Genomic DNA, 25,328 nt, shown 5'->3' with positions numbered 1-25,328 from the left:
CGGGGGGCCGGGGCTGGTCAACGGCCGTATCGGGCGGCTAAGTTGGGTTTCATGTTCCTGCTGCTGGCATAGAGCACGCCCCGCGCGCGACGCCGTGACGATTCCGGCGCCGCGTGCCTTCGCGTGCCCTTTTCCGCCTCCACCAGAGGAACTTCCGCATGTCCACGCATGCTCCCGCGCGGCCTTCGTACGCCGCCGTGCTGCGCCTGCCGGGCGCCCGCCGCGCCTTCACGGCCGCCCTGACCGCCCGCCTCTCCTACGGCACCGTCTCCCTCGCGGTGATGCTGTCCGTCACCCGCGCCACCGGCTCCTACGCCGTCTCCGGGACGCTGATGTCCCTGTTCGGTGCCGCGTCGGTCTTCCTGATGCCGGTACGCGGCGCCCTGATCGACCGGCACGGCCCCCGCCGGGCCCTCGCCCCCATGGCGCTCGTGTACGGCGCCCTGCTGGCCCTGCTCGCCGCCCTGACCTGGCGTCCCGGTGCGCCGGTGGCCCTGCTCGCGACGGTCGCGGCGCTCGCCGGCGCGTGTACGCCGCCGCTCGGGCCGACGATGCGCTCGCTGTGGGCCGAACTCGCGCCCGACCGGCTCCTGTTGCAGCGCGCCTACAGCCTCGACGGCGTCGCCGAGGAACTGCTCTACGTCTCCGGGCCCGTCCTGGTCGGCGCCCTGACCGGGTTCGCCCCGCCGGCCGCCGGTCTCCTGCTCAGCGCGGCGCTGATCGTGGGCGGCACCGGGTTCTTCGTCATGTCCCCGGTGCTGCCGGACCCCCGGCCCGCCGCCCGTCCCGCCCGGCTCCGGGGCGCCCCCGGTCTGCTCGCCCCCGTCGTCGTCACCCTCGGCGCCGGGCTGACCCTCAGCGGGGTGGACCTGCTGACCATGGCGTACGCCTCCGCGCACGCGTACGACACCGGTCTCGTGCCGTGGGTGCTGGGCGCGATGTCGGCGGGCAGCGTGCTGGGGGGCCTCGCGAACGGGGCGGTACGGTGGCTGATACCGGCCCGCACGCGGCTGCTCCGCTTCTCGGCGGGGCTGGGCCTGATCGTCGCGGTGGCCGGTCTGGCCCCCGGCCTGTGGGTGCTCACCGCCGCGCTGGCCCTCGCCGGGGCCCTCATCGCACCGACCCTGACGACGGCGTACCTCGCGGCCGACGAGTCGGTGACCGCCGAGTCCCGGACCCAGGCCGGGGCGTGGGTCAACATGGGGGTGAACGCGGGAAGTTCGGCCGGAGCGCTGGCGACAGGGCTGCTGATCGGCCGGATGCCGCTGGCCGTCTGCTTCCTGGTGGCCGGCGGCACGGCTGCGGCGTCCGCCGTCGCGGCAGGGGCCGGTGGCCTCGCGCGGTCGCGTCGCGGCTGACCGCGTGGTTCCCCGCGCCCCCAAGGTGCGCGGGGAACCGGCGCCTGTCTAGGGCCGTCCCCGCTGTCCCCGCAGGTGTTCCGCGATCGGCTTCAGGGCCTTGTCCAGTTCCACCAGGGCCTCCGGCGAGAGCAGGTCGATGAAGTGCCGCCGTACCGAGGACACATGGTGCGGCGCCACCTTCTTCATCGTCTCCATGCCGTGCTCCGTGAGCACCGCGTACAGCCCCCGGCGATCCGATTCGCAGTTCTCGCGGCGCACGAGGTCCGCGTTCTCCATCCGGGTGATCTGGTGCGAGAGCCGGCTCTTGGACTGGAGCGTCGCGGAGGCGAGGTCGCTCATCCGCATCCGTACGTCCTCCGACTCGGACAGGTTCACGAGGATCTCGTAATCGTTCATCGTCAGGCCGAACGGCTGAAGATCCTTCTCCAGCTGGTACGTCAACAGCCTGTTGACCTCCAGGTGGGTGCGCCAAGCGCACTGCTCCGCATCGGTCAGCCAGCGCGTGGCCGTCTCGGTCTCCATGAATGAAGTCTACCTAAGAAGTTGAATGACGAACTACTTCGGGTGGTGTGACTGTGCGCACGCGTTCGACGTCACACTCCGCAGACTACCGCTCACAGCCCGAAGCGACGCTGGAGGTCTCCCAGCTGTCCGGGAAGGCGCGGTGCACCGGGTGGTTGCGGACCGTGTCCGGCCCGCCCCGGTGCGCCGTCGCCGGGCGTCCCCGGATCGGACGGGACGACCCCCGTGTCGACCTCGGCCATCAGTGCCTCCGACGACTGGAGCAGCACCGTCCCCGCGCCGACGAACTCGAACTGGTGCTCCTCGCCGGAAACCCCGCCCAGGCCGGTCATCGCACGGAGTCCGCCCAGTACACCGGTCAGGTACCCATGGTCGTAGTGATGGCACGGGGAGGGGCAGTCGGCCCAGCCGACGAGCGCCTGAGGATCTACCCGCAGGGGAGGCTCCATGAACACCACCGGTCCGTTGGACGCGGCCACGAATCGTCCGGTTCCGATGAGGGTCAGAAAACCCGGCACGATCGATTGTTTGAGCGCGAGAGTTGGCTGAAAAGCGAGCAGATTGCCCGCGCGAATGGTCAAGTTCCCGTCGTCCAGGTCGTACGAGTTGACGTCGAAGGCCCGGTCGGCGAGGAGCATCTTGCCCGAGCCGTGCGCCACGACCCAGTCGCTCGCGTGCAGTGGCGAATGGAACGAGGTGCGCACGAGATGGTCGAGCCGGCCGTGTCCGATGCCATTGAACTCGATCGCCCCGTAGTAGGCGATCATCTTCCCCTTCTGGAGGAACCACTGTCCGTCCTTGAGCTCGACGCAGAACGTGTAACTGTTCACGTTGTCGTCGGCGGGCAGGGTCATCGGGTCGTACACCACCGGGCCGCCGGGACCGGCGGTGCCGTAGGTGCCCGAGTACGCGCTCACAGCTTTTCCTCCGAGGCCTGGACGTACACCGTGCCGCTGCCGCTCAGCTCCAGCTGGAACGCCTCGCCGGAGCCGCGGCCCACCATCTCCCGCCAGCCGAGGGCGGTGGAGAGTCTGTTGCGCACGTCGCCGTGGTGGGCGACGTACGCCTGCGGGTCCACATGGACCGGGCGGTCGGGGGTGATCGGCAGCTCGAAGACGCCGCCGTGTGCCATCACGGCGACCGCGCCCTGGCCCTGGAGGGTGGTGGTGAACAGCCCCTGGCCGGTGACCTGGCCGCGCACCAGGCCCATCACCCCGCCCTGCGAGCCCATGAACATGGTGCCCTGGCGCAGGGTGCCCTCGAAGGCGAGCAGGCGGTCGGCCTCCACGTACAGGGTGTCGCCGGTGAGGTGGATGACGTGGACGTGATGGCCGCCGTGCCCGAAGAACACCGTGCCGCTGCCCTCCACCGTCATCAGCGGGGTCGCCTCGCCGGTCACCCGGCGCCCCAGCATGGACATCACGCCGCCCTGGCCGCCCTGGATGCTGGGCGTGAAGGACACCTCGCCCTTGTAGGCGAGCATCGCCCCGCGCTGGCTGAACAGCCGCCGGCCGGGGAGCACCGTCGCCTCGACCATCTTGGAGTTGATCTCGCGGAAGGTCATCTCACAGATCCCCCGCGATCGTGTTCCGCTCGCTCGGCTGCACGTACACCAGGCCGTCCCCCTCGAAGCGGATCTGGAAGGCCTCGCCGCCGCCCTCCCCGAGAAAGGTGCGGAACGTCACACCGGACTGGAAGGACTGCCGCACATTGCCCTGATGGGCGACATAGGCCCCCGGATCGACGGTCAGCGGGTACTGGGGGCTGACCCGGAGCACCACCGCCGGGCCGTCGGACATGATCGCCGCCTGGCCGTGTCCCTCCACCGTCGTGGTGAACAGGCCGTTGCCCTGGGAGGCGCCGCGCAGCCCGGTGAACGTGGTGCCCGTACGCAGCGCCGCCTCGGTCACCAGCAGGTTGCCCGACTCGACGTACAGCTTCTCGCCCCGCAGCCGCACCAGGTTGATCTCGGTCGCCCGGTCGGCGAACCAGCAGGTGCCGTGCCCCTTCACCTCCATCACCGCCATCTGCTCACCGGTGAGCCGGCGGGTCACCATCCCGCGCAGCCCGTCCCCGCCCCCACTGAGTTTCTTGAAGGACATCTGCCCGTCGTACGCGACCATCGAGCCGTTCTTCGCCTTCACGGCGTCGCCGGTCATCTCGACGGCGAGCACCTTGCTGCCTTGCAATCGGAACATCGCCACGCTGCGAACGTAGCGCCGCCGCGGGTGGACCGAACAGCACCCGCGGGTGGAGCCACACCCTGAGCGGACCCCTAGGGGCACGGTTTGCCACAATGGCGGCACGCTTGTGCGTGCCTTCACAAAGCCGATCACGACAGCGGACGCGCCCCAGCGCCCCTCAGCGACACTCCCACCGAAGGTGACCCGTGGACCTCAAGACAGCCTCCGCCATCCGCCGCCTGCGCCTGATCTCCGTGCCGGAGGGCATCTCCTGGATCGTCCTGGCGGCCTGCACGATCATCAAGTACACGGTCGACTCCGGCGTGAACGTCGCCCCCGTGATGGGCCCGATCCACGGCGTGCTGTTCATCCTCTACGTCCTCTTCTGGGCGGACGCCTGGAACCGCGCCAAGTGGAACAAGGGCAAGGCCGGCCTCTACATCGCCTACTCGGTCATCCCCTTCGGCGGCTTCATCATCGAGCGCGCGCTGCGCCGCGAGGCCGAGGACGCCGTGATCGCCGCCCGCGCCCGCAAGGAAGGGGTCGTGAACGCATGATCGTCGCCTTCTCCGTGACGCCCCTCGGGGTCGGCGAGGACGTCGGGGAGTACGTCGCCGACGCCGTCCGCGTGGTCCGCGAGTCCGGCCTGCCGAACCGCACCGACGCCATGTTCACCTCCATCGAGGGCGAGAGCTGGGAGGAGGTCATGGACGTCGTCCGGCGCGCCGTCGCCGCCGTGGAGCGGCGCGCCCCGCGCGTCTCCCTCGTCCTCAAGGCCGACATCCGGCCCGGCGTCACCGACGGCCTCACCTCCAAGGTGGAGACGGTCGAACGCCACCTGGCGGACCAGCCGGCCACCACCCTGGCGGACTAGCCGGCCACCACCCCCGGCGGACGGGCCGGACACCGCCCCCGGCGGACGGGCCGGACGCCGCCGCGCGGGCCGCGGTTTTGAGCGACCGCTCAAAGGGAAGTACCTTCTCCTCGAAGATCCTTTGAGCGGTCGCTCAATCAGCGGCCTGACGTGGGGGAACACCATGGGTCTCTATACGGAGACACACATACGCGCCGACCTCGACCGACTGTGGGCGCACACCCAGGACCCCGGCCTGCACCGGCGCTGGTACCTGCTCGTCACCGAGCTGCACCACCTCCCGAGCGCCCCCGGCGAGCCGCGCCCCTTCCGCTTCACCGCGCGCCTGCCCCCCTTCCTCACCCTCTCCGGCACCGGCGTCTCGGCCGGCGAGAAGGAACGCCCCGACGGCACCCGCACCTCCGCCCTCTGCTTCTCCTCCACCCACCCCCTCGGCCTGATCGCCGAGGGCAGCGGCTACTGGCGCTACGTCCCCGACGCACAGGGCGTGCGCTTCCTCACCGGCTACGACTACCGCCCCCGCGGTGGAGCCCTCGGCGCCGCCGCCGACCGACTGCTCGTCCGCCCGCTGCTCGACTGGGCCACCGCCTGGTCCTTCGACCGGCTCCGGCTCTGGCTGGAACGCGGCATCACCCCCGAGCGCGCCCTGGGCAACTGGCTCGCCGAGATCGCCGTACGCGCCCTGCTGCTCGCCGCGTGCCTCGGCGGACTGCGCATGGAGCGGCTGCTGCGCCTGTTCGGGCCCTTCGCCGCCGCCATGGCCTACCTGTGCCCGGTGCTGCTGCTCGGCGCGGTCTGCCTCGCCCTGTTCAAGGCGCCGCTCGCGTGCACCCCGGCCGCCCGCCGCTGTCTGCGCGCGCCCGCCACCCGCATCCGGGCACCGCGGCTGCTGCGGGCCCTCCAGAAGCGCGTGGAGGCGCCCGCGTGAGCCCCGAGACGGCGAAGGCACGGGAGACCAAGACCAAGCTGCTGGAAGGCGCCCTGCGCACGCTCACCGAGCAGGGCATCGCCAAGACCTCCGCCCGTACGGTGGCCGCCGCAGCCGGCGTCAACCAGGCGCTGGTCTTCTACCACTTCGGCACGGTGGACGAGCTGCTCGCGGCGGCCTGCCGGTACGGCGCGGAGCAGGCGGTCGGCCGCTACCGGACGCGGCTCGCCGCCGTCACCTCGCTGTCCGAACTGCTCGCCCTCGGGCGGGAGATCCATGAGCACGAGCGGGACGGCGGCCATGTCGCCCTGCTCGGCCAGCTGCTCGCCGGCGCCCCCACGCACGCGGCACTCGGGCCGGCGACGGCGGCGGGGCTGCGGCTGTGGATCGCCGAGATCGAACAGGTGCTCGCCCGGCTGCTCGCCGGGACCCCGGTCGCCGAGTTCGTCGACCCCGCGGGGTTCGCGCGGGCGGTGGCCGCGTCGTTCGTGGGGATCGAGCTGTACGAGGGGGTCGACGCGGAGGGGGCGGAGGCGGCGCTGGGAGCGCTGGACCAGCTGGCCGCGCTGGTGGCGGCGTTAGAGGAGCTGGGGCCGGTGGCACAGCGGGCCGTACGGCACCGCCTGCGGCGGGCCGGGCGGTGAGGAGGGGAGGGCACGCGTGGCGCCGGGAAGAAGCGGTCCCTGGACGCGGGCGGCCGAAAGGTGAGACGGAGCTGACCGGCATATGACCGGCCGGTAGGGTCTGATGACGTGCCGAAGCCTCTCAGCCTCCCGTTCGACCCCATCGCCCGCGCCGACGAGCTGTGGCAGCAGCGCTGGGGAAACGTGCCGTCCATGGCCGCGATCACCTCGATCATGCGGGCCCAGCAGATCCTGCTCGCCGAGGTGGACGCGGTGGTCAAGCCGTACGGGCTGACGTTCGCCCGCTACGAGGCGCTGGTGCTGCTCACCTTCTCCAAGGCCGGCGAGCTGCCGATGTCCAAGATCGGCGAGCGGCTCATGGTGCATCCCACGTCCGTGACGAACACGGTGGACCGGCTGGTGAAGTCCGGCCTCGTCGCCAAGCGGCCCAACCCGAACGACGGCCGCGGCACCCTCGCCGTGATCACCGACAAGGGCCGCGAGGTGGTCGACGCGGCCTCCCGCGACCTCATGGCCATGGACTTCGGGCTCGGGGTGTACGACGCGGAGGAGTGCCGGGAGATCTTCGCCATGTTCCGCCCGCTGCGGATCGCGGCGCTGGACTTCGACGAGGGGTGACCCCCGCCAAGATCTCCCGGAACGGGTGGTTACGCTCGACTCCATGAAGAAAAGCGTGCTGACCCGCTACCGCGTCATGGCCTACACCACGGGTGTCCTGCTGGTGCTGCTGTGCCTGAGCATGATCGCGAAGTACGGGCTGGACATCAGCGGCGCGGCCGACGTGACCCGTGTCGTCGCCATCGCCCACGGCTGGCTGTACGTCGTCTACCTGGTCTTCGCCTTCGACCTGGGCTCCAAGGCGAAGTGGCCGGTCGGGAAGCAGTTGTGGGTCCTGCTCGCCGGCACCATCCCGACCGCCGCTTTCTTCGTGGAGCGGAAGATCAGCCACGAGCTGGACGGCAAGATCGCCGGGCGCACCCCGGCCGTCGCCGAGGCGTAGGGCCCGCGGCGGAACTCGGGCCGCAGCCGCCGTACGGCACCCGTACGGCGGCTTTGCCATCGACAGTTACTAGGGCGTCCAAGTAAATTCGCTGGTATGGACGCTCACGCGATCGAGGAGGGCCGCCGGCGCTGGCAGGCCCGATACGACGCCGCGCACAAGCGTGACGCCGACTTCACCACGCTCTCCGGCGACCCCGTGGAGCCGGTGTACGGGCCGCGGCCCACGGACACGTACGAGGGCTTCGAGCGGATCGGCTGGCCGGGGGAGTACCCGTTCACGCGGGGGCTCTACTCGACCGGGTACCGCGGGCGCACCTGGACGATCCGGCAGTTCGCCGGGTTCGGCAACGCCGAGCAGACCAACGAGCGCTACAAGATGATCCTCGCGGCGGGCGGCGGCGGGCTGTCCGTGGCGTTCGACATGCCCACGCTGATGGGGCGGGACTCGGACGATCCCCGCTCGCTCGGCGAGGTCGGGCACTGCGGGGTCGCGATCGACTCGGCCGCCGACATGGAGGTCCTGTTCAAGGACATCCCGCTCGGCGAGGTCACCACGTCCATGACGATCAGCGGGCCCGCCGTGCCCGTCTTCTGCATGTACCTGGTCGCCGCGGAGCGGCAGGGCGTGGCTCCCTCGGTGCTCGACGGCACGCTCCAGACGGACATCTTCAAGGAGTACATCGCCCAGAAGGAGTGGCTGTTCCAGCCGGAGCCGCATCTGCGTCTGATCGGCGACCTCATGGAGTACTGCGCGGCCGGCATCCCCGCCTACAAGCCGCTGTCGGTCTCCGGGTACCACATCCGGGAGGCGGGGGCGACGGCCGCGCAGGAGCTGGCGTACACGCTCGCGGACGGCTTCGGGTACGTGGAGCTGGGCCTGAGCCGGGGCCTGGACGTCGACGTGTTCGCGCCCCAACTGTCGTTCTTCTTCGACGCCCACGTCGATTTCTTCGAGGAGATCGCCAAGTTCCGTGCCGCGCGGCGCATCTGGGCCCGGTGGCTGCGGGACGTGTACGGCGCGCGGAGCGAGAAGGCGCAGTGGCTGCGATTCCACACGCAGACCGCCGGGGTCTCGCTGACCGCGCAGCAGCCGTACAACAACGTGGTGCGCACCGCGGTGGAGGCGCTGGCCGCGGTGCTCGGCGGGACCAACTCGCTGCACACCAACGCCCTGGACGAGACGCTGGCGCTGCCCAGTGAGCGGGCCGCGGAGATCGCGCTGCGCACGCAGCAGGTGCTGATGGAGGAGACCGGGGTCGCGTCGGTGGCGGATCCGCTGGGGGGCTCGTGGTACGTCGAGCAGCTGACCGACCGGATCGAGGCGGCCGCGGAGGAGATCTTCGAGCGGATCAGGGAGCGGGGGCTCGCGGCCCATCCGGACGGGCGGCACCCCATCGGGCCGATGACCTCCGGGATCCTGCGCGGGATCGAGGACGGCTGGTTCACCGGTGAGATCGCGGAGTCCGCCTTCCGCTACCAACAGGCCGTGGAGAAGGGGGAGAAGAAGGTCGTGGGCGTCAACGCGCACACCGGTTCCGTCACCGGCGAACTGGAGATCCTGCGCGTCGGCCACGAGGTGGAACGGGCCCAGGTGCGGATCCTCGGGGACCGCAGGGCCGCGCGCGACGAGGGCGCCGTACGCACCTCCCTCGCGGCGCTCCTCACCGCCGCCCGCGACGGCTCCAACATGATCGAGCCGATGCTGGCCGCGGTCCGCGCGGAGGCGACCCTCGGCGAGATCTGCGGTGCCCTGCGCGACGAATGGGGCGCGTACACGGAACCGGCGGGCTTCTGAGGACGGCCGGGCCTCCGGCACGTTCACACGGGCGCCGTCGGACTCTGCCGCGGGGCCCCCGCCCTCACGCCGGCGCCGACAAACCCAGCAGCAGCGCTCTGATGAAGCTCCGTACCCACGGGCCGTCCGCTGGTTTGCCGCTGATCAGGGTGCGGTGGACGACGGCGCCGGCGACCATGTCGAAGGTGAGGTCGATGGTGCGGGCGGTTTCCTCCGGGTCGGATTCCGGGGGGAGTTCGCCGCGGGCCTGGGCGCGCGAGCGGCCCTCGACGACCAGCCGTTTCTGGCGTTCCACGACCGAGGCGCGGATGCGTTCGCGCAGCGGTTCGTCGCGGGTCGACTCGGCGACCACCGCCATCAGACCGCTGCGGCACTCGGGGCGGTCCAGGAGTGCCGCGAACTGGAGGACCACGCCCTCGATGTCGGCGGCCAGACTGCCCGCGTCGGGCAGCCGCAGCTCGTCGAAGAGTTCCGCGACCGCGTCCACGACCAGCTCGTTCTTGCCGGCCCAGCGGCGGTAGAGGGTGGTCTTCGCGACCCCCGCGCGCATCGCCACGTCCTGGAGGGTGAGCTTGGACCAGCCCAGCTCCACCAGCGCTTCCCGGGTCGCGGCCAGGATCGCGGCGTCCGCGGCGGCGCTCCGCGGGCGCCCGGTGCGGCTGGCGGGGGTGCGGCTCTGCATGCCCCGACCATAACCGGCCGGTACCGGCCCATTCCGTGGCGCCGTGAGGCAGATCACCGGATCATGGTGGAGCGTGACCCCTCATTGCCATTACGCTACGGGTCGTAGCGAAAGCTCGCGACGGACGTACGCGGGCGGTACGGCACGGCGCGGGTGGGGACCCGGCGCCGGACATCGGCGCTTTTTTCTTCAGACGCGGGATCGGGGGAGGATAGATCCATGCAGCCACGGAACATGTCCATGAGCGGCGTGGTCGACCTCGCCGCGGTGAAGGCGGCCCAGGAGGCCAAGGCCAAGGCCGAGCAGGCGCGCGCCGAAGCGGCCCGGCAGGGCGGCACGGGTGCCGTCTCCCCGGCCGATCTCGTCATCGACGTCGATGAGGCGGGCTTCGAGCGCGAGGTGCTCCAGCGCTCCGCCGAGGTGCCCGTCGTCATCGACTTCTGGGCCGAGTGGTGTCAGCCCTGCAAGCAGCTGAGCCCGGTCCTGGAGCGGCTGGCCGTCGAGTACAACGGGCGCTTCCTCCTCGCCAAGATCGACGTCGACGCCAACCAGATGTTGATGCAGCAGTTCGGGGTGCAGGGCATCCCGGCGGTGTTCGCCGTCGTCGCGGGGCAGGCCCTGCCCCTGTTCCAGGGGGCGGCCGCCGAGGCGCAGATCCGCGGCACCCTCGACCAGTTGGTGCAGGTCGCCGAGGAGCGGTTCGGCCTGACCGGTCTGACCGTCGACCCGGACGCGCAGCCGGGCGCTGCGCCCGGCGCGGGCGCCGAGGCCCCGGCGGGCCCGTACGAGTCGCTGCTGAACGCGGCCGCCGCGGCACTGGACGCCGGCGATCTGGACGGCGCGGTCCGCGCCTACCAGAATGTGCTGGCCGACGACCCGGCCCACCCGGAGGCCAAACTCGGTCTCGCGCAGGCCGAGTTGCTGCGCCGGGTGCAGGGCATGGACCCGCAGAAGGTGCGCCGGGAGGCGGCCGAGAAGCCCAAGGACGCGGAGGCGCAGATCGCCGCCGCGGACCTGGATCTGGTGGGCGGTCATGTCGAGGACGCCTTCGGGCGGTTGATCGAGACCGTGCAGCGCACGGCAGGTGACGAGCGGGACGCGGTACGTCGCCGGCTCCTGGAGCTGTTCGAGGTCGTGGGCTCCGAGGACCCGCGGGTGGTCGGGGCGCGCAGGGCGCTCGCGCGGGCGCTTTTCTGACCAGTCGCTAAACACCACGGCCTGTGATGCCGAGGTGAAAGGTTCGCCGACAAGGCGTTGAGGCCGCTCCGCTTTGCCAAATCTTGGCAATCGGGGCGGCTGTTACTCCGAGTAAATCAAGGCCGTTGATCTGTCTGGTTTCGTACAGAGATCAACGGCTTTGCTCTGCCCTGTGTTGCGACGGAGTGTCGCGCTCCGGGATCACCTGGTCGTGTCCCGGTTATCCCCCCGTTACTAGCCAGTAACGAACCCCCTTGTGCGGGCGGCCAATTTGCACCACGATCGGCGACGCTCGGTCCATTCCCGCACCCCGGCACCCGGTCGGGGCGAGGGAGACTCTGGGTCCCCACCGAGCAGAGCCGGCGGCAGTGGCGCCGGCTCTCGGGCAGGGGGGTCTTCGCCGGCCGGCGAAGCCTGTCCAGCAAGGTTGTGCGTGATGTGTGTCAGGCGCGACCAGTGGTTGTCGCTCGGGGGTGATCGCCGGTGATTCGGGCGCGCTATGCGCCCGCGAGTACGGGCGCTCCTTCCCGAGGACGTAGCACTTCTCCCATCCCTGCCCCGGCTGAGCCGCCGTACGTGGGCGAGTCCGGGCCAGGAGATGTACGTCCGAGAAGGAGGAAATATGGAGTCCCAGGTGCGTGGCGGGACCAGATGGAAGCGGTTCGCTGTGGTCATGGTGCCCAGCGTCGCCGCCACGGCGTGTATAGGCGTGGCCCTCGCTCAGGGTGCGCTGGCCGCCTCGTTCAGCGTGTCGGGTCAGTCCTTCAAGGTGACCGCGGACAAACTGGTCGGCCAGGGCTTCGAGCAGTACGGCGCGCTCGACAACGGCTACACCCTCAGTGGTGACCAGACGACCCACCCGGTCGCGGTCTCGGCCTTCAAGTCGGCCCAGATCACGAACATGTGCCAGTCGGTCGTCACGCCGAACATCCCGGTGCTCGGCTCGGTCAGCCTCGTGCTGAAGGCGGGCGCGGACAAGCCGGTCGAGGCCGACCAGCTGTACATCGACGTCGACGACCTGAACGCCGACGCCACCTTCAACAACATCGACATCGGTGTTGCGGCCAAGGACGCCGCCAAGGGTCCGGGCATGAAGGGCGGCAAGGAGCAGGCCAACCCGTTCGGCTTCGCGCAGCAGGCCGACTCGGCCACGCTGACGGGTGTGAAGCAGACGGCGTGGGCGACCACGGCCGGCACCTTCAAGCTCAGTGGTCTGCACATGTCCGTGCAGGCGGGCACGCACGAGTGCTACTAGGCACTCGTTGACGGGCGGGGGAGCCGACGGCGCCCCCGCCCGCGCCACATCCGCCGCGTCTTCACGCGCGGCACACGTCATCACCACAGCAATGCCGCACCAGGGAGCTGTTTTCCATGAGCGCCGAGACCCCTGCCGCCGACCCCGGCCAGTTCACCATCCGGAGGCAGCAGTTCCGCGCCTGGCGGGGCGCGCGGCCGTTCTGGGCAGGTCTGTTCGTCTTGCTCGGCGGCTTTCCGATCATGTACTTCCCGTACGCCCATCTCCAGCTGGGACACCTGACGCTGGCGATGGCGACCACCGCGGGAGCGGGGTCCCTGATCATCGGTGTGCTGCTCGTCGTGCTGGGGATCAGCCTCTGGTTCCAGAAGCATGTGCGGACCTTCGCGGGAGTCGCCGCCATCCTGCTGGCGCTGGTGTCTCTCCCCGTGTCCAACTTCGGTGGATTCGTCCTCGGCTTCCTGTTCTCCCTCATCGGCGGGGCGATGGCCGTGGCGTGGGCGCCGGGCGAGCCCGCGGGGCCGGAGGCGCAGGCCGGTGAGGCCGCCCCGGACGCGGGCGGCGCACCCGGAACCGTGCCGCTGCCAGGTCAGGGCACCGGCGGGGCGTACGAGCCGAACGACCTGTCAGGAACGAGCCCGGCCAACGGGGCGAACGGGAGGCACAGTGCCGGCTGACGAGGTGAGCCGCGGGAGCGATGCGGACGAGTCCCGCGGGAGAACCGGACCCCGCCACGCGGCTCCCAGGAAGCCGCTGTTCACCAGGTTCCACATGCCGGCCGGCAAGGCGATAGCCACCGTGGCGATGCCGACGGCCGTGCTCATGGGCATGGGCTTCACCTCCACGCTCGCCCTCGCGGCGGGCAACGGCGGCGGCCCGGCCACCTCGCCCGCGGCCAAGAGCATGTCGGCGGAGGAGTACAAGGACTGCGTCAAGGCACTGGGCGACGGCAAGGACACCTCGACCTCGCCCTCGCCCTCGGCCGACAAGTCCACCGACGCGCCGTCTCCGTCGTCCTCGCCGAGCGGCGACGCGACGAAAAACACGGGCAAGGACACCTCCAAGGACACGTCCGAGGACACGCCGGGCTCCCCGTCGTCGTCCAAGGACACGGGTTCGGACTCGGGCTCGGACTCGGGTTCGGGTTCGGACTCGGGTTCCGCGGGCAAGACCGCGCCCAAGCCGACCGGGACCTCCGGCTCCTCCGGCTCGGGCTCCGGCTCGGGGTCGGGTTCGGGTTCGGGTTCAGGCTCCGGTTCCGGTACGACGACGGGCACGTCCCCGAGCCAGAGCAGCGGCGGCGGGCTGCTCGGCACCATCGGCGACACCATCGGGAACATCCTCACCGGCGGCAAGCACGACTCTCCCGCGCCCTCCGCGAGCAGCACGCCCTCGGCGAGCCCCTCGCCCTCCGCGTCCGGCTCCACGGCGTCGTCGTCCGGCACGAAGGCGTCCGACACCGTCAAGGACACGACCTCCAAGGCCGCCAAGACGGTCGGGGACACGGTGAAGAACACCACCGGCACGGTCTCCAAGACGGTCGACGGCGCGGGCAAGGCGGTCGACGGCGCGGGCAAGACGGTCAAGGACACGGCGGACCCGGCCACCACGGGCCCGTCCCCGAGCCCCTCCGCCAGCACCAGCCCGAGCCCCTCCGCCACGGACTGCCCGGCGGCCACCACCGACGAGGGCGGCGTCGACAACGCGGTGCCGGTGGCGGACGACCCCTGGTACCTCCAGGCCAGCTCGCTGCTGCTCAAGGGCGCCGACTACCAGGGCATCGTGGAGGTGAGGACGGCGAGCGGCACCACCAAGAAGGTGCTGAAGTACGTCATCTCCGACGGCACGGACATCGGCGACCTGCACCAGACCGTGCACGACTCGCTGTCCGGCAAGACGTACCACGTCCAGGCGGCCAAGGGTTCGACGTCGACCATCAGCGACGGCAAGACCGTGATGTACACCGAGTCGATCTCGGGCAACCTGTTCGGTCTGATCCCGATGACGTTCAGCCCCGACAGCCCGCCCCCGCTGAACCTGCCGCTGATCTACTTCACCAACGTGAAGGTGACCCAGGCCGCCCAGTTCGGCGGCAGCCTGCACGTGCCCGGAATGCATGTGTACACGACCGGCTGACCGGTCCCCCCGACCCGTCCGGGAGCCGCGACACCGCTGAGGGCGCCCCCTGTTCGCAGGGGGCGCCCTCAGCGCCGTTCAAGGCCCGTACGGGCCGCGTCAGTTGTCGGTGCCCAGGTGGTGCACCCGGATCATGTTGGTGGTGCCGGGGACGCCGGGGGGCGAGCCGGCGGTGATGACCACGGTGGCGCCCTTCTCGAACCGGGCCAGCTTGGCCAGCTCCTGGTCCACCTGCTCGACCATGTCGTCGGTGGTGTCCACGAACGGCACCACGTACGGCTCCACGCCCCAGCTCAGCGTGAGCTGGTTGCGGGTGGACTCCTCGGTGGTGAAGGCGAGGATCGGCTGGGCGGCGCGGTAGCGCGACAGGCGGCGCGCGGTGTCACCGGACTGGGTGAACGCGATCAGGCCCCGGCCGCCGAGGAAGTCGGCGATCTCGCAGGCCGCGCGGGCCACCGAACCGCCCTGCGTGCGCGGCTTCTTGCCCGGCACCAGCGGCTGGAGGCCCTTGGAGAGCAGCTCCTGCTCGGCGGCCTGGACGATCTTCGACATCGTCTTGACCGTCTCGACCGGGTAGGCGCCCACCGAGGACTCGGCGGACAGCATCACCGCGTCGGCGCCGTCCAGGATCGCGTTGGCCACGTCGGAGGCCTCGGCGCGGGTCGGCCGGGAGTTGGTGATCATCGACTCCATCATCTGGGTCGCCACGATCACCGGCTTGGCGTTGCGCCGGCACAGCTCGATCAGGCGCTTCTGCACCATCGGGACCTTCTCGAGCGGGTACTCCACCGCGAGGTCGCCGCGCGCCACCATCACCGCGTCGAACGCCGCGACGACGTCCTGCATGTTCTCCACCGCCTGCGGCTTCTCCACCTTGGCGATGACCGGGACCCGGCGGCCCTCCTCGTCCATGACGCGGTGCACGTCCTGGACGTCCTTGGCGTCCCGCACGAAGGACAGCGCGACCATGTCGCAGCCCATGCGCAGCGCGAACCGCAGATCCTCGACGTCCTTCTCGCTCAGCGCGGGCACGTTGACGGCCGCGCCGGGCAGGTTGATGCCCTTGTGGTCGGAGACGACGCCGCCCTCGATCACGATCGTCCGGACCCGCGGGCCCTCCACGTCCACGACCTTCAGCTCGACGTTGCCGTCGTTGATCAGGACCTGGTCGCCGCGCGAGACATCGCCCGGCAGCCCCTTGTACGTCGTCCCGCAGATGTGCCGGTCGCCGGCCACGTCCTCGGTGGTGATGACGAACTCGTCGCCGCGCTCCAGCTCGACCGGGCCCTCGGCGAAGGTCTCCAGGCGGATCTTCGGGCCCTGGAGGTCGGCGAGGACACCGATGGGGCGGCCGGTCTCCTTCGCCGCGGCCCGGACGCGGTCGTACCGCGCCTGGTGCTCGGCGTGGGAGCCGTGGCTGAAGTTGAAGCGGGCCACATTCATGCCCGCCTCGATCATGGCGACGAGCATCTCGTGGGAGTCGACCGCGGGGCCGAGAGTACAGACGATTTTCGAACGGCGCATGGGGCGATCCTATCGGTTTGTTTCGCTACGGAATATTCCGTCTGGCGGAAGATACAAATGAGAGGCGGCCTGCTCAGCTGCTCTCAATTGCTCTTTCCGACCAGTGCGTAGGTCTGCGTCGCGATCTCCAGTTCTTCATCCGTCGGCACCACGGCCACGGCCACCCGTGCGGACGCGGGCGAAATCAGCCGCGCCGCGCCGCTCCGTACGAGGTTCAGCTCCGGGTCGACCGCCGCGCCCAGCCCCTCCAGGCCCGCGATCGCCGCCTCCCGCACGGGCGCCGCGTTCTCCCCGACCCCGGCGGTGAACGCGATCGCGTCCACCTTCCCGAGGACGGCGAAATAGGCGCCGATGTACTTCTTGAGCCGGTGAATGTAAATGTCGAAGGCGAGGGCGGCTTCCTCGTCGCCCTCCTCGATCCGGCGGCGGATCTCCCGCATGTCGTTGTCCCCGCACAGACCGAACAGGCCGCTCCTCTTGTTGAGAAGAGTGTCGATCTCGTCCATGGACATTCCGCCAACCCGCGCCAAATGGAAGATGACGGCGGGATCCAGATCACCGGATCGCGTACCCATCACCAGCCCCTCCAAAGGCGTGAGCCCCATGGAGGTGTCCACGCACCGGCCCTGAGCCACCGCCGAAGCGGAGGCGCCGTTGCCCAGGTGCAGCACGATCACGTTGACCTCGGCCGGGTCCTTGCCCAGCAGCCGGGCCGTCTCGCGGGACACATAAGCGTGCGAGGTGCCGTGGAAGCCGTAGCGGCGCACCCGGTAGCGGTCGGCGATCTTCGGATCGATGGCGTAGCGCGCCGCCGATTCCGGCATCGTGGTGTGGAAGGCGGTGTCGAACACGGCGACCTGCGGCAGGTCGGGGCGCAGCGCGCGGGCGGTGCGGATGCCGGTGAGGTTGGCCGGGTTGTGCAGCGGGGCGACCGGGATCAGCCGCTCGATCTCGGTGATCACCTCGTCGTCCACGACGGTGGGCTCGGTGAAGAACATCCCGCCGTGCACCACCCGGTGCCCGATCGCCAGCAGGTCCGGCGAGTCCAGGCCGATGCCGTCGCGGGCCAGTTCCCCGGCGACCGCCTTGAGCGCGGCATCGTGGTCGGCGATCGGGCCGTTCTGCTCGCGGGTCTCGCCGCTGCTCGCGCAGGTGTGCTTGAGCCGGGAGGTCTGCTCGCCGATCCGCTCCACCAGACCGAGGGCGAGCCGGCTCGCGTCCCGCATGTCGAGCAGCTGGTACTTCAGCGAGGAGGAACCGGAGTTGAGGACGAGGACACGGGTCGCGGTCACGGTACGGGCACGCTTTCTGCTCGGTCTGCGGAGGTCTGGGCCTGGATGGCGGTGATGGCGACGGTGGTCACGATGTCCGGCACCAGGGCGCCGCGGGACAGGTCGTTGACCGGCTTGTTCAGCCCCTGCAGGACCGGGCCGACGGCGATCGCGCCGGCCGAGCGCTGCACGGCCTTGTAGGTGTTGTTGCCGGTGTTGAGGTCCGGGAAGATCAGCACGGTGGCCTGCCCGGCGACCTCGGAGCCCGGCAGCTTGGTCGCGGCGACGGTGGGCTCCACGGCGGCGTCGTACTGGATCGGCCCCTCGATCTTCAGGTCCGGCCGGCGGGCGCGCACCAGCTCGGTGGCGGCGCGCACCTTGTCGACGTCGGCGCCGGTGCCGGAGGTGCCGGTGGAGTACGACAGCATCGCGATCCGCGGCTCCACCCCGAACCGGGCCGCCGTACCGGCCGACTGGATGGCGATGTCCGCGAGCTGCTCGGCGTCCGGGTCGGGGTTGACCGCGCAGTCGCCGTAGACCAGCACCTTGTCGGCCAGGCACATGAAGAACACCGAGGAGACGATCGCCGCCTCCGGGCGGGTCTTGATGATCTCGAAGGCCGGGCGGATGGTGGCCGCCGTGGAGTGCACCGAGCCGGAGACCATGCCGTCGGCGAGGCCCTCCTCGACCATCAGGGTGCCGAAGTAGTTCACGTCCGTGACCACGTCGTACGCCAGCTCCACCGTGACGCCCTTGTGGGCGCGCAGGGCCGCGTACTTCTCGGCGAAGCCGTCGCGCAGTTCGGAGGTGGCCGGGTCGATCAGCTGGGTGCCGCCGAGGTCGATGCCCAGGTCGGCGGCCTTCTTGCGGATCTGGTCGACGGGCCCGAGCAGGGTCAGGTCGCACACGCCCCGGCGCAGCAGCACCTCGGCCGCGTGCAGCACCCGCTCCTCGGTGCCCTCCGGGAGCACCACCCGGCGCCGGTCGGCGCGGGCCCGCTCCAGCAGCGTGTGCTCGAACATCATCGGGGTGACGCGGTCGCCGCTCGGCGCGGAGATGCGGCGCGCCAGCTCGGCGGTGTCCACATGGCGTTCGAACAGGCCGAGCGCGGTCTCCGCCTTGCGCGGGGTGGCCGCCGTCATCCGGCCCTCCAGCGAGAACAGCCGCTCGGCGGTGGGGAAGCTGTTGCCGCGCACCGACAGGACGGGGGTGCCCGGTGCGAGCCGGGCGGCCAGCGTGAGGATCTCCTGGCTCGGCACCTCGTCCAGGGTGAGCAGCATGCCGGCGATCGGCGGGGTGCCGGCGCTGTGCGCGGCCAGCGCGCCGACCACCAGGTCCGCGCGGTCGCCCGGAGTGATCACCACGCAGCCCGGCGTCAGGGCGGTCAGCAGATTCGGCAGCATGGCGCCGCCGAAGACGAAGCCGAGGGCGTCGCGGGCGAGCCCGGAGTCGTCGCCGAGCAGTACCCGCGCGTCCAGGGCCTGGGCGATCTGCGCGATGGTCGGCGCGGACAGGGCGGGCTCGTCGGGCAGCACGTAGCAGGGCACCGGCAGCCGGGAGGCCAGGCGCTCGGCGATCTCGGCGCGGTCCTCGCGGGCGACCCGGTTGGCGATCATGGCGAGGACGTCGCAGCCCAGGCCGTGGTAGGCGCGGTAGGCGTTGCGGACCTCCGCGCGCACCGAATCCGCGTGCTGCCCGCGGCCGCCGACGACCGGCAGCACGGAGGCGCCGAACTCGTTGGCCAGCCGGGCGTTGAGGGCCAGCTCGTCGGGGAGCTGGGTGGCGGCGAAGTCGGTGCCGAGGACGAGGACGACGTCGTAGTCGCGGGCCAGCAGGTGGAAGCGGTCCACGAGGGCGGAGACCAGTTCGTCGGTGCCCCGCTCGGCCTGGATCGCGGACGCCTCCCGGTAGTCCATGCCGATCACGGTCGCCGGGTCCTGGGAGAGGCGGTAGCGCGCCCGCAGCAGCTCGAACAGCCGGTCGGGGCCGTCGTGCACGAGCGGGCGGAAGACGCCCACCCGGTCGACCTGCCGGGTCAGGAGCTCCATGACCCCCAGCTCCACGACCTGGCGGCCGTCGCCGCGGTCGATGCCGGTCAGGTACACGCTGCGCGTCACGTGTCCACTCCGTTTCTGCTGTCGCTCGCCGTCGGAAGATCGTCGTCAAAAGGGTCGGCATAAAAATCGCCCACCAGGGTGAGCGGAACCCTCTTGACAGTACCCCTCAGCCGGGATAAGGCGCCCGTCAGGATCCCAGGGCTCCCCGGCGGACGTGAAAGAATCGCTGCAGGCTCACGCACGGACGAGACAGCGAGCAGGAGACACAGCACGATGCGCATCGGAGTTCTCACCGCAGGCGGCGACTGCCCCGGCCTGAACGCCGTGATCCGTTCGGTCGTGCACCGCGCGGTGACGCAGTACGACGACGAGGTCATCGGATTCGAGGACGGCTACCGGGGCCTGCTCGACCGCCACTACCGCGCCCTCGACCTGGACGCGGTCGGCGGCATCCTCGCCCTCGGCGGCACCATCCTCGGCTCCTCCCGGCTGGAGCGGGACCGGCTGCGGGAGGCGTGCGAGCGGGCCACCGACATGGTCGGCGAGTTCGGCATCGACGCGCTGATCCCGATCGGCGGCGAGGGCACCTTGACGGCCGCCCGGATGCTCTCCGACGCGGGCCTCCCGGTCGTCGGCGTGCCCAAGACGATCGACAACGACATCTCCTCGACGGACCGCACCTTCGGCTTCGACACCGCGGTGGGCGTCGCCACCGAGGCGATGGACCGCCTCAAGACCACCGCCGAGTCCCACCAGCGGGTGATGGTGGTCGAGGTCATGGGCCGGCACGCGGGCTGGATCGCGCTGGAGTCCGGCATGGCCGCCGGCGCCCACGGCATCTGCCTGCCCGAGCGGCCCTTCGACCCCGCGGACCTGGTCAAGATGGTCGAGGAGCGCTTCGCGCGCGGCAAGAAGTTCGCCGTGATCTGCGTCGCCGAGGGCGCGCACCCCGCCGAGGGCACCATGGACTACGGCAAGGGCGCGATCGACCAGTACGGCCACGAGCGCTTCCAGGGCATCGGCACCGCCCTCGCCTACGAGCTGGAGCGCCGCCTCGGCAAGGAGGCCAAGCCGGTCATCCTCGGCCATGTCCAGCGCGGCGGCGTGCCCACCGCCTACGACCGCGTGCTCGCCACCCGCTTCGGCTGGCACGCCGTGGAGGCCGCCCACCGCGGCGAGTTCGGCCGGATGACGGCCCTGCGCGGCACCGACATCCGGATGGTCCCGCTCGCGGAGGCGGTGACCGAGCTGAAGACGGTCCCGAAGGACCGGATGGACGAGGCGGAGTCGGTCTTCTAGACCGCCCCGTTTCCCGGAGGTGACCCTGCTTAGGCGGGAGTTCTACGGCTCCCGCCGGACGGCCGCCCAGAAGTTCTCCACGATCCGCTCCAGGAACTCCTCCCCGGCGGCCCCGGCCGCACCCCCGCCGCCCCAGCCGAGGGTGGCGGTCATCCGGCCCTGGTAGTCCCGGTGCAGCCGGCGCAGCGCCTCCTCCAGGACGGGGCGCTCCACGGCCACCAGCTCTCCGACCTGCCGTACATAGGCCTGCCAGCGGGTGGTCACGGCCCCGCGCAGCAGCTCGGCGAGCCGCTCCGTACGACCCGTGACGGCCACCACGTCCGGCGGCTGGAGGCGCAGCACCCGGACGAGCTCCGCCAGTTGGCGCTCGGTGCCGCGCCAAGTGCCGTCCTCCTCCATCCGCAGATACGCCGGAAGGTCCATGCCGACGGCGCGGGCCACGTCCTGCGGCGCGACCCCGCGGGCGATGCGGTGCTCGCGCAGGGTGCCGGGGCGGCCGAGGAGTTCGCCGGGGTCGCACCACAACGCTCCGGCCAGAGCGGCGAGTTCGGTGTGGTCCGGGGCGGCGGCGCCGCGCTCCCAGGCGAGCACATGACCGGGGGTGACGTAGGGCAGCCCGTACGAGGAGCGCAGGGTGTGGGCGACATGCTCGGGACCCATGCCGAGCGCGCCGCGCAGCCGGCGGGCGGCGAGGGCGTCGAACGGGGGCGGGGGCGAGGAGGGTGGGCGCACCCCGCACAAGGTAGGCCCGGCGGGGCGCGGGGGATACGGTCCGTTCCGACAGGATCACGGATTGTCCGAACGCACAGGGCCCCGGACCCCGCTCAGCCCTTGACCGCGCCGCCCAGCGCGAAGCCGCTGCCCAGACGGCGGGAGACCAGGGCGTAGAGCAGGATCACCGGGGTCGAGTAGATGACGGAGAACGCGGCGAGCTGGCCGTAGGCGACCATGCCGCGGTTGCCGAAGAAGTCGTTGACGCTGACCGAGGCCGGCATCTGGTCGGGGGTGAGCAGGAGCATGAAGGGGACGAAGAAGTTGCCCCACATCATGACGAACGAGAAGACCGTCACGACGGCGAGGCCCGGCCCCATCAGCGGCAGCACGATGCGCGGCAGCGACTGGAGGGGCGAGGCGCCGTCGGTCCGGGCCACCTCCTCCAGCTCCTTCGGCACGCCGTCCATGAAGTTCTTCATCAGCCAGATGGCGAACGGGAGTTGGGTCGCGGCGAAGAACAGGATGGTGCCCTGGAGGGTGTCGATCAGGTTCACCCGGACGAACAGCGCGTACACCGGCACCATGATCGCGGTGATGGGCAGGCTGGTGGCGAAGCGGATCGTCAGAAGGAACGGCCGGTTGAGCCGGGAGCGGAACCGGGAGAGCGGGTACGCGGCGAGCGCGGCGCAGACGACGGTGAGCGCGGTGCCGCCGCCGCACAGGATCAGGCTGTTGAGCAGCGGGGTGTAGGCGATGTCCGGGGTGAGGACCGCCCGGAAGTTGCCGAGGGTGAGCGCGTGCGGGACCCGGACGCGCAGACCGGCGGCCGGGTCCAGGCTGGCCAGCACCACCCACGCCAGCGGCAGCGCGAACGCCGCGGCCACCAGCAGCAGACAGGCGTCCGCGAGCAGGCGGCGCGCGGCACGGGCGCGGACGCGGGGGCGGGAACGCGGGTGGAGGCGAGGGCGGGGGCCGGCGTGGAGGCGGGCGCGGGACATCAGACCTCTGTACGCAGCAGCCGCAGGTACATCTGCTGGAGCTTGGTGCAGTACTCCGAGTCCGGCGCCTTGATCGGCACGAACTCGACCTTCTTTCCGGGGTGTTCGCGCTCGAACTGCTTCTTGATCCCGGCGAGGTAGGTGTCCATCACCTTGACGGAGTTGTCGGTCGACTGCTTGTACGACACCTTCAGGGTGTCGGGGCCCTCGCCGGACCCGGCACCGCACGCGGTGAGGGCGGTGGCGGCGAGGACGGTGGTGAGGAGGGCGGTGTAGGCGGCGGTGGGGCGCACGGCATGACCTCCTGCGGGCACACGTGGGGGTGGCCTCGGTGGTGTCCGTGAAGGTAAGAGCGCCGGTCCGCTCAGGTCAATGCCGCGTGCGGTGAAAGGGAGTCGGTGATCACGCCGGGCTCACCGCGGCCCCGGCACCCAGCGGTACACCAGCTCCGGCCGCCCCACCTGGCCGTACAGCGGGCTGCGCGCGGCCCGGCCGGTGGCCACCAGGTGTTCCAGGTAGCGGCGCCCGGTGATCCGCGAGATGCCCAGGGCCTCGGCGGCGCCGGCCGCGGTGAGCCCGTCCGGCGCCTCGCGCAGGGCGCCGGTCACCCGCTGGAGCGTCGGCCCGCTGAGCCCCTTGGGCAGCGCCGCGGGCGCGGGTGCCCGGAGCGCGGCGAGCGCCCGGTCCACCTCGTCCTGCCCGCTCGCCTCGCCCGCCGCGGCGCGGAACTCCGCGTAGCGCACCAGCCGGTCGCGCAGCGTGGCGAAGGTGAACGGCTTGAGCACGTACTGCACCACCCCCAGCGAGACCCCCTCGCGCACCACCGCCAGATCCCGCGCCGAGGTCACCGCGATCACATCCGCGTGATGGCCCGAGGCGCGCAGCGAGCGGGCGAACTGGAGCCCGTGCACATCGGGCAGATGCAGATCGAGCAGGAGCAGATCCACCCCGGTGCGGTCCAGGACGCGCCGCGCCTCGGCACCGGTGCGGGCCTTGGCGACCGGGACGAACCCCGGTACCCGGCCCACGTACAGCTCGTGCGCGTCGGCGGCGACCGGGTCGTCCTCCACCACGAGCACTCTGATGGCCTCCGTCACGCGGCACCGCCCTCGGCCGGCACCGGCGCCGGGCGCAGTGGCAGCCGTACCTCGAACACCGCGCCGCCGCCGGGCGCCGCGTCCGTGACCGTCAGCGTGCCCTCGTGCCGGGTCACCGCCTGCCGTACGAGCGCGAGCCCGAGCCCCCGTCCGCCGGGCCCGGCCGGCTTGGTCGTGAAGCCGCGCTGGAACAGCAGGCCGGCGTGGCCGGGGTGGACACCGGGGCCGGTGTCCGCGACGCGCAGCACCAGTGCGGCCGCCGAGGCGTACGCCGTCACGGTCACCCGCGCCGGCGTGCTGCCCTGCGCCGCGTCCACCGCGTTGTCGATCAGGTTGCCGAGCACGGTCACCAGGTCCCGCGCGGGCGGACCGCCGGCCAGCAGCCCGTCGTCCAGGCGGCTGTCCGGCGACACCACCAGCTCCACGCCCCGCTCGTTGGCCTGCGCGGTCTTGCCCAGCAGCAGCGCGGCGAGGACGGGTTCGGCCACCGCCGCCACCACCTGGTCGGTCAGCGCCTGCGCCAGCTCCAGTTCGGCCGTGGCGAACTCCACCGCCTCCTCGGAGCGGCCCAGTTCGATCAGCGAGACCACGGTGTGCAGCCGGTTCGCCGCCTCGTGCGCCTGCGCGCGCAGCGCCTGGCTGAAGCCGCGCTCGGTGTCCAACTCGCCCATCAGCGACTGGAGTTCGGTGATGTCCCGCAGGGTGACGACGGTCCCCCTGCGCTCTCCGCCGGAGACCGGGGAGGTGTTGACCACCAGGACGCGGGAGGCGGTCGGATGCACCTCGTCCACGCGGGGCCGCGAGGAGAGCAGCGCGCCCGTCAGCGGTGCCGGCAGGCCCAGTCCGGCCACCGACCGGCCCACCACCTCGTCGCGCGGGCCGATCCCGAGCAGTTCCCGGCCGCCGTCGTTGATCAGCGCCACCCGGTACTGCCCGTCCAGCATCAGCAGGCCCTCGCGGACCGCGTGCAGCGCCGCCTGGTGGTAGTCGTGCATCCGGCTCAGCTCGGCGGCGTTCATGTTGTGGGTGTGCCGGCGCAGCCGGGCGTTGACGACGTACGTGCCCACCGCGCCCAGCAGCAGCGCCCCGCCGGCCACCCCGAGCAGCGCCGTGACCTGGTCCTGGAGCCGCTCGCTGATCCGGTCCACGGTGATGCCGGCGCTGACCAGGCCGATGATCCGGCCGCCGTCCGTCACCGGGGTCACCGCCCGCACGGAGGGGCCGAGGGTGCCGGTGTAGGTCTCGGTGAAGGTGCGGCCGTGGCGGGCGGGGGCGGTGGTGCCGAGGAAGCGTCTGCCGATCTGCCGGGGATCGGGGTGGGTCCAGCGGATGCCGTCCGGGCTCATGATCGTGACGAAGTCGACGTTGGTGTGCCGGGTGACCTCCAGGGCGTACGGCTCCAGGCGCGCGGTCGGGTCCGGGGAGCGGATCGCGTCGCGGACCGCGGGGGAGTCGGCGACCGAGCGGGCCACCGCGGTGGTCTGCCGGGCGGCCGCGTCCCGCGCCTGCCGCCGGTCGCTGACGTAGGCGAACAGCGCGTATCCGGCCACGAGCACCGCTATCAGCACCGCCTGCATGGCGAACAGCTGGCCCGCCAGGCTGCGCGGACGGGTCAGGGACGGAAGGCGCATGCCAGTCAGTGTGCCCCCGGTTCTGGCGTGAACTAAATGAACGCAAGCGTGACCGCCCTCACAGGACGCGAGATAGTCGCCGCGTTCCCCAGCACCGCCCGGACGTGAGCCGCACGCCGGTCGTGCACCGACGACGACGTCGACGAAGACGTCAAGGA

At 71.4% G+C, this 25,328-nt stretch carries 25 protein-coding genes and 1 pseudogene; 13 read left to right on the top strand and 13 right to left on the bottom strand.

The window, feature by feature from the left end; all coding sequences use genetic code 11:
- Positions 1-158 precede the first annotated feature (158 nt).
- Entirely contained in the window at positions 159-1,358 is a 1,200-nt protein-coding gene (locus tag AC069R_RS19615; RefSeq protein ID WP_478768109.1) for an MFS transporter, read from the top strand.
- 48 nt (positions 1,359-1,406) lie between these two features.
- On the opposite strand, the gene AC069R_RS19610 is transcribed toward AC069R_RS19615, so the two are convergent.
- From AC069R_RS19610 to AC069R_RS19595, 4 genes are all read right to left on the bottom strand, one after another.
- The gene (locus AC069R_RS19610) at positions 1,407-1,883 is read right to left on the bottom strand and encodes a MarR family winged helix-turn-helix transcriptional regulator (RefSeq protein ID WP_046424311.1); all 477 of its coding nucleotides are present in this window, start codon (positions 1,881-1,883) and stop codon (positions 1,407-1,409) included.
- Between the two features lie 92 nt (positions 1,884-1,975).
- Positions 1,976-2,737, bottom strand: a complete 762-nt coding sequence (locus AC069R_RS19605; protein WP_478768199.1) for an AIM24 family protein — start codon at positions 2,735-2,737, stop codon at positions 1,976-1,978.
- Positions 2,738-2,796: 59 nt separating this feature from the next.
- The gene (locus tag AC069R_RS19600; RefSeq protein WP_478768108.1) at positions 2,797-3,447 is read right to left on the bottom strand and encodes an AIM24 family protein; all 651 of its coding nucleotides are present in this window, start codon (positions 3,445-3,447) and stop codon (positions 2,797-2,799) included.
- 1 nt (position 3,448) lies between these two features.
- Complete coding sequence (locus AC069R_RS19595) at positions 3,449-4,081, bottom strand: AIM24 family protein (RefSeq protein ID WP_478768198.1); 633 nt, start codon at positions 4,079-4,081, stop codon at positions 3,449-3,451.
- Positions 4,082-4,272: 191 nt separating this feature from the next.
- Between AC069R_RS19595 and AC069R_RS19590 the strand changes: the two genes are divergently transcribed.
- The 7 genes from AC069R_RS19590 (at position 4,273) to AC069R_RS19560 (ending at position 9,309) form a co-directional block, all read left to right on the top strand.
- Complete coding sequence (locus tag AC069R_RS19590; protein WP_478768107.1) at positions 4,273-4,623, top strand: DUF3817 domain-containing protein; 351 nt, start codon at positions 4,273-4,275, stop codon at positions 4,621-4,623.
- Positions 4,620-4,940 carry an MTH1187 family thiamine-binding protein gene (locus AC069R_RS19585; RefSeq protein WP_478768106.1) on the top strand — a complete coding sequence of 107 codons (321 nt, stop codon included), beginning with the start codon at positions 4,620-4,622 and terminating at the stop codon, positions 4,938-4,940. Before AC069R_RS19590 ends, AC069R_RS19585 begins: the two co-directional genes overlap by 4 nt.
- Positions 4,941-5,103: 163 nt before the next feature.
- Positions 5,104-5,868, top strand: coding sequence for an SRPBCC family protein (locus tag AC069R_RS19580; protein WP_478768105.1), 765 nt, complete (start codon positions 5,104-5,106; stop codon positions 5,866-5,868).
- A complete protein-coding gene (locus AC069R_RS19575) occupies positions 5,865-6,512 on the top strand; it encodes a TetR/AcrR family transcriptional regulator (RefSeq protein WP_478768104.1) in 648 nt (215 codons plus the stop codon). The genes AC069R_RS19580 and AC069R_RS19575 overlap by 4 nt, the downstream gene beginning before the upstream one ends.
- A 108-nt stretch (positions 6,513-6,620) precedes the next feature.
- Positions 6,621-7,130 (top strand): MarR family winged helix-turn-helix transcriptional regulator, encoded by a 510-nt coding sequence (locus AC069R_RS19570; protein WP_397983973.1) that lies wholly within the window; start codon positions 6,621-6,623, stop codon positions 7,128-7,130.
- 43 nt (positions 7,131-7,173) lie between these two features.
- Positions 7,174-7,512: a DUF3817 domain-containing protein gene (locus AC069R_RS19565; protein WP_392217873.1), complete on the top strand. Its 339-nt coding sequence runs from the start codon at positions 7,174-7,176 to the stop codon at positions 7,510-7,512.
- A gap of 96 nt (positions 7,513-7,608) precedes the next feature.
- Positions 7,609-9,309, top strand: coding sequence for an acyl-CoA mutase large subunit family protein (locus tag AC069R_RS19560; RefSeq protein WP_478768103.1), 1,701 nt, complete (start codon positions 7,609-7,611; stop codon positions 9,307-9,309).
- 64 nt (positions 9,310-9,373) lie between these two features.
- Here the strand turns inward: AC069R_RS19560 and AC069R_RS19555 are convergent, their stop codons facing one another.
- The gene (locus AC069R_RS19555; RefSeq protein WP_397983970.1) at positions 9,374-9,991 is read right to left on the bottom strand and encodes a TetR/AcrR family transcriptional regulator; all 618 of its coding nucleotides are present in this window, start codon (positions 9,989-9,991) and stop codon (positions 9,374-9,376) included.
- Between the two features lie 219 nt (positions 9,992-10,210).
- Here AC069R_RS19555 and AC069R_RS19550 point away from each other — a divergent pair, with 219 nt between their 5' ends.
- The 4 genes from AC069R_RS19550 (at position 10,211) to AC069R_RS19535 (ending at position 14,579) form a co-directional block, all read left to right on the top strand.
- On the top strand, positions 10,211-11,188 hold the full coding sequence (locus AC069R_RS19550) for a tetratricopeptide repeat protein (protein WP_478768102.1): 978 nt from the start codon (positions 10,211-10,213) through the stop codon (positions 11,186-11,188).
- Between the two features lie 622 nt (positions 11,189-11,810).
- Positions 11,811-12,443 (top strand): DUF6230 family protein, encoded by a 633-nt coding sequence (locus AC069R_RS19545; RefSeq protein ID WP_478768101.1) that lies wholly within the window; start codon positions 11,811-11,813, stop codon positions 12,441-12,443.
- Positions 12,444-12,559: 116 nt separating this feature from the next.
- Entirely contained in the window at positions 12,560-13,120 is a 561-nt protein-coding gene (locus AC069R_RS19540) for a DUF6114 domain-containing protein (RefSeq protein ID WP_478768100.1), read from the top strand.
- Positions 13,110-14,579, top strand: a complete 1,470-nt coding sequence (locus tag AC069R_RS19535; protein ID WP_478768099.1) for a hypothetical protein — start codon at positions 13,110-13,112, stop codon at positions 14,577-14,579. The genes AC069R_RS19540 and AC069R_RS19535 overlap by 11 nt, the downstream gene beginning before the upstream one ends.
- A gap of 99 nt (positions 14,580-14,678) precedes the next feature.
- Here the strand turns inward: AC069R_RS19535 and pyk are convergent, their stop codons facing one another.
- The 3 genes from pyk to pta all read right to left on the bottom strand — a co-directional run bounded on the left by pyk (position 14,679) and on the right by pta (position 19,491).
- Positions 14,679-16,103 carry a pyruvate kinase gene (pyk, locus tag AC069R_RS19530; RefSeq protein ID WP_478768098.1) on the bottom strand — a complete coding sequence of 475 codons (1,425 nt, stop codon included), beginning with the start codon at positions 16,101-16,103 and terminating at the stop codon, positions 14,679-14,681.
- A gap of 83 nt (positions 16,104-16,186) precedes the next feature.
- Positions 16,187-17,395 (bottom strand): acetate kinase, encoded by a 1,209-nt coding sequence (locus AC069R_RS19525; protein ID WP_478768097.1) that lies wholly within the window; start codon positions 17,393-17,395, stop codon positions 16,187-16,189.
- Entirely contained in the window at positions 17,392-19,491 is a 2,100-nt protein-coding gene (pta, locus tag AC069R_RS19520) for a phosphate acetyltransferase (RefSeq protein ID WP_478768096.1), read from the bottom strand. Before pta ends, AC069R_RS19525 begins: the two co-directional genes overlap by 4 nt.
- A 213-nt stretch (positions 19,492-19,704) precedes the next feature.
- Here pta and AC069R_RS19515 point away from each other — a divergent pair, with 213 nt between their 5' ends.
- Positions 19,705-20,730, top strand: coding sequence for an ATP-dependent 6-phosphofructokinase (locus AC069R_RS19515; RefSeq protein WP_397983962.1), 1,026 nt, complete (start codon positions 19,705-19,707; stop codon positions 20,728-20,730).
- A 42-nt stretch (positions 20,731-20,772) separates the two neighbouring features.
- Here AC069R_RS19515 and AC069R_RS19510 read toward each other — a convergent pair whose 3' ends face one another.
- From AC069R_RS19510 to AC069R_RS19490, 5 genes and pseudogenes are all read right to left on the bottom strand, one after another.
- On the bottom strand, positions 20,773-21,471 hold the full coding sequence (locus AC069R_RS19510; RefSeq protein WP_478768095.1) for an XRE family transcriptional regulator: 699 nt from the start codon (positions 21,469-21,471) through the stop codon (positions 20,773-20,775).
- Positions 21,472-21,554: 83 nt separating this feature from the next.
- Positions 21,555-22,442: a carbohydrate ABC transporter permease gene (locus tag AC069R_RS19505; RefSeq protein ID WP_478768094.1), complete on the bottom strand. Its 888-nt coding sequence runs from the start codon at positions 22,440-22,442 to the stop codon at positions 21,555-21,557.
- A 29-nt stretch (positions 22,443-22,471) separates the two neighbouring features.
- A pseudogene (locus AC069R_RS19500) lies at positions 22,472-22,735 on the bottom strand (ABC transporter substrate-binding protein); the annotation flags it as partial.
- 120 nt (positions 22,736-22,855) lie between these two features.
- Positions 22,856-23,539 carry a response regulator gene (locus AC069R_RS19495; RefSeq protein WP_478768093.1) on the bottom strand — a complete coding sequence of 228 codons (684 nt, stop codon included), beginning with the start codon at positions 23,537-23,539 and terminating at the stop codon, positions 22,856-22,858.
- A complete protein-coding gene (locus tag AC069R_RS19490) occupies positions 23,536-25,170 on the bottom strand; it encodes a sensor histidine kinase (protein WP_478768092.1) in 1,635 nt (544 codons plus the stop codon). Before AC069R_RS19490 ends, AC069R_RS19495 begins: the two co-directional genes overlap by 4 nt.
- Positions 25,171-25,328 lie beyond the last annotated feature (158 nt).

Source organism: Streptomyces sp. NPDC043952 (assembly GCF_056435325.1).
The sequence above is the reverse complement of the archived record's forward strand: the minus strand, read 5'-3'. Positions and strand labels throughout refer to the sequence as shown.

Excerpts from the sequence above, each read along its gene's own strand:
- AC069R_RS19580 (WP_478768105.1), top strand. The coding sequence starts at position 5,104 with ATGGGTCTCTATACGGAGACACACATACGCGCCGACCTCGACCGACTG.
- AC069R_RS19550 (WP_478768102.1), top strand. The coding sequence starts at position 10,211 with ATGCAGCCACGGAACATGTCCATGAGCGGCGTGGTCGACCTCGCCGCG.
- AC069R_RS19610 (WP_046424311.1), bottom strand. The coding sequence starts at position 1,883 with ATGGAGACCGAGACGGCCACGCGCTGGCTGACCGATGCGGAGCAGTGC.
- AC069R_RS19540 (WP_478768100.1), top strand. The coding sequence starts at position 12,560 with ATGAGCGCCGAGACCCCTGCCGCCGACCCCGGCCAGTTCACCATCCGG.
- AC069R_RS19555 (WP_397983970.1), bottom strand. The coding sequence starts at position 9,991 with ATGCAGAGCCGCACCCCCGCCAGCCGCACCGGGCGCCCGCGGAGCGCC.
- AC069R_RS19505 (WP_478768094.1), bottom strand. The coding sequence starts at position 22,442 with ATGTCCCGCGCCCGCCTCCACGCCGGCCCCCGCCCTCGCCTCCACCCG.
- pyk (WP_478768098.1), bottom strand. The coding sequence starts at position 16,103 with ATGCGCCGTTCGAAAATCGTCTGTACTCTCGGCCCCGCGGTCGACTCC.
- AC069R_RS19490 (WP_478768092.1), bottom strand. The coding sequence starts at position 25,170 with ATGCGCCTTCCGTCCCTGACCCGTCCGCGCAGCCTGGCGGGCCAGCTG.
- AC069R_RS19515 (WP_397983962.1), top strand. The coding sequence starts at position 19,705 with ATGCGCATCGGAGTTCTCACCGCAGGCGGCGACTGCCCCGGCCTGAAC.
- AC069R_RS19600 (WP_478768108.1), bottom strand. The coding sequence starts at position 3,447 with ATGACCTTCCGCGAGATCAACTCCAAGATGGTCGAGGCGACGGTGCTC.
- AC069R_RS19585 (WP_478768106.1), top strand. The coding sequence starts at position 4,620 with ATGATCGTCGCCTTCTCCGTGACGCCCCTCGGGGTCGGCGAGGACGTC.
- AC069R_RS19605 (WP_478768199.1), bottom strand. The coding sequence starts at position 2,737 with ATGACCCTGCCCGCCGACGACAACGTGAACAGTTACACGTTCTGCGTC.
- AC069R_RS19565 (WP_392217873.1), top strand. The coding sequence starts at position 7,174 with ATGAAGAAAAGCGTGCTGACCCGCTACCGCGTCATGGCCTACACCACG.
- AC069R_RS19615 (WP_478768109.1), top strand. The coding sequence starts at position 159 with ATGTCCACGCATGCTCCCGCGCGGCCTTCGTACGCCGCCGTGCTGCGC.
- AC069R_RS19560 (WP_478768103.1), top strand. The coding sequence starts at position 7,609 with ATGGACGCTCACGCGATCGAGGAGGGCCGCCGGCGCTGGCAGGCCCGA.
- AC069R_RS19595 (WP_478768198.1), bottom strand. The coding sequence starts at position 4,081 with ATGTTCCGATTGCAAGGCAGCAAGGTGCTCGCCGTCGAGATGACCGGC.
- AC069R_RS19545 (WP_478768101.1), top strand. The coding sequence starts at position 11,811 with ATGGAGTCCCAGGTGCGTGGCGGGACCAGATGGAAGCGGTTCGCTGTG.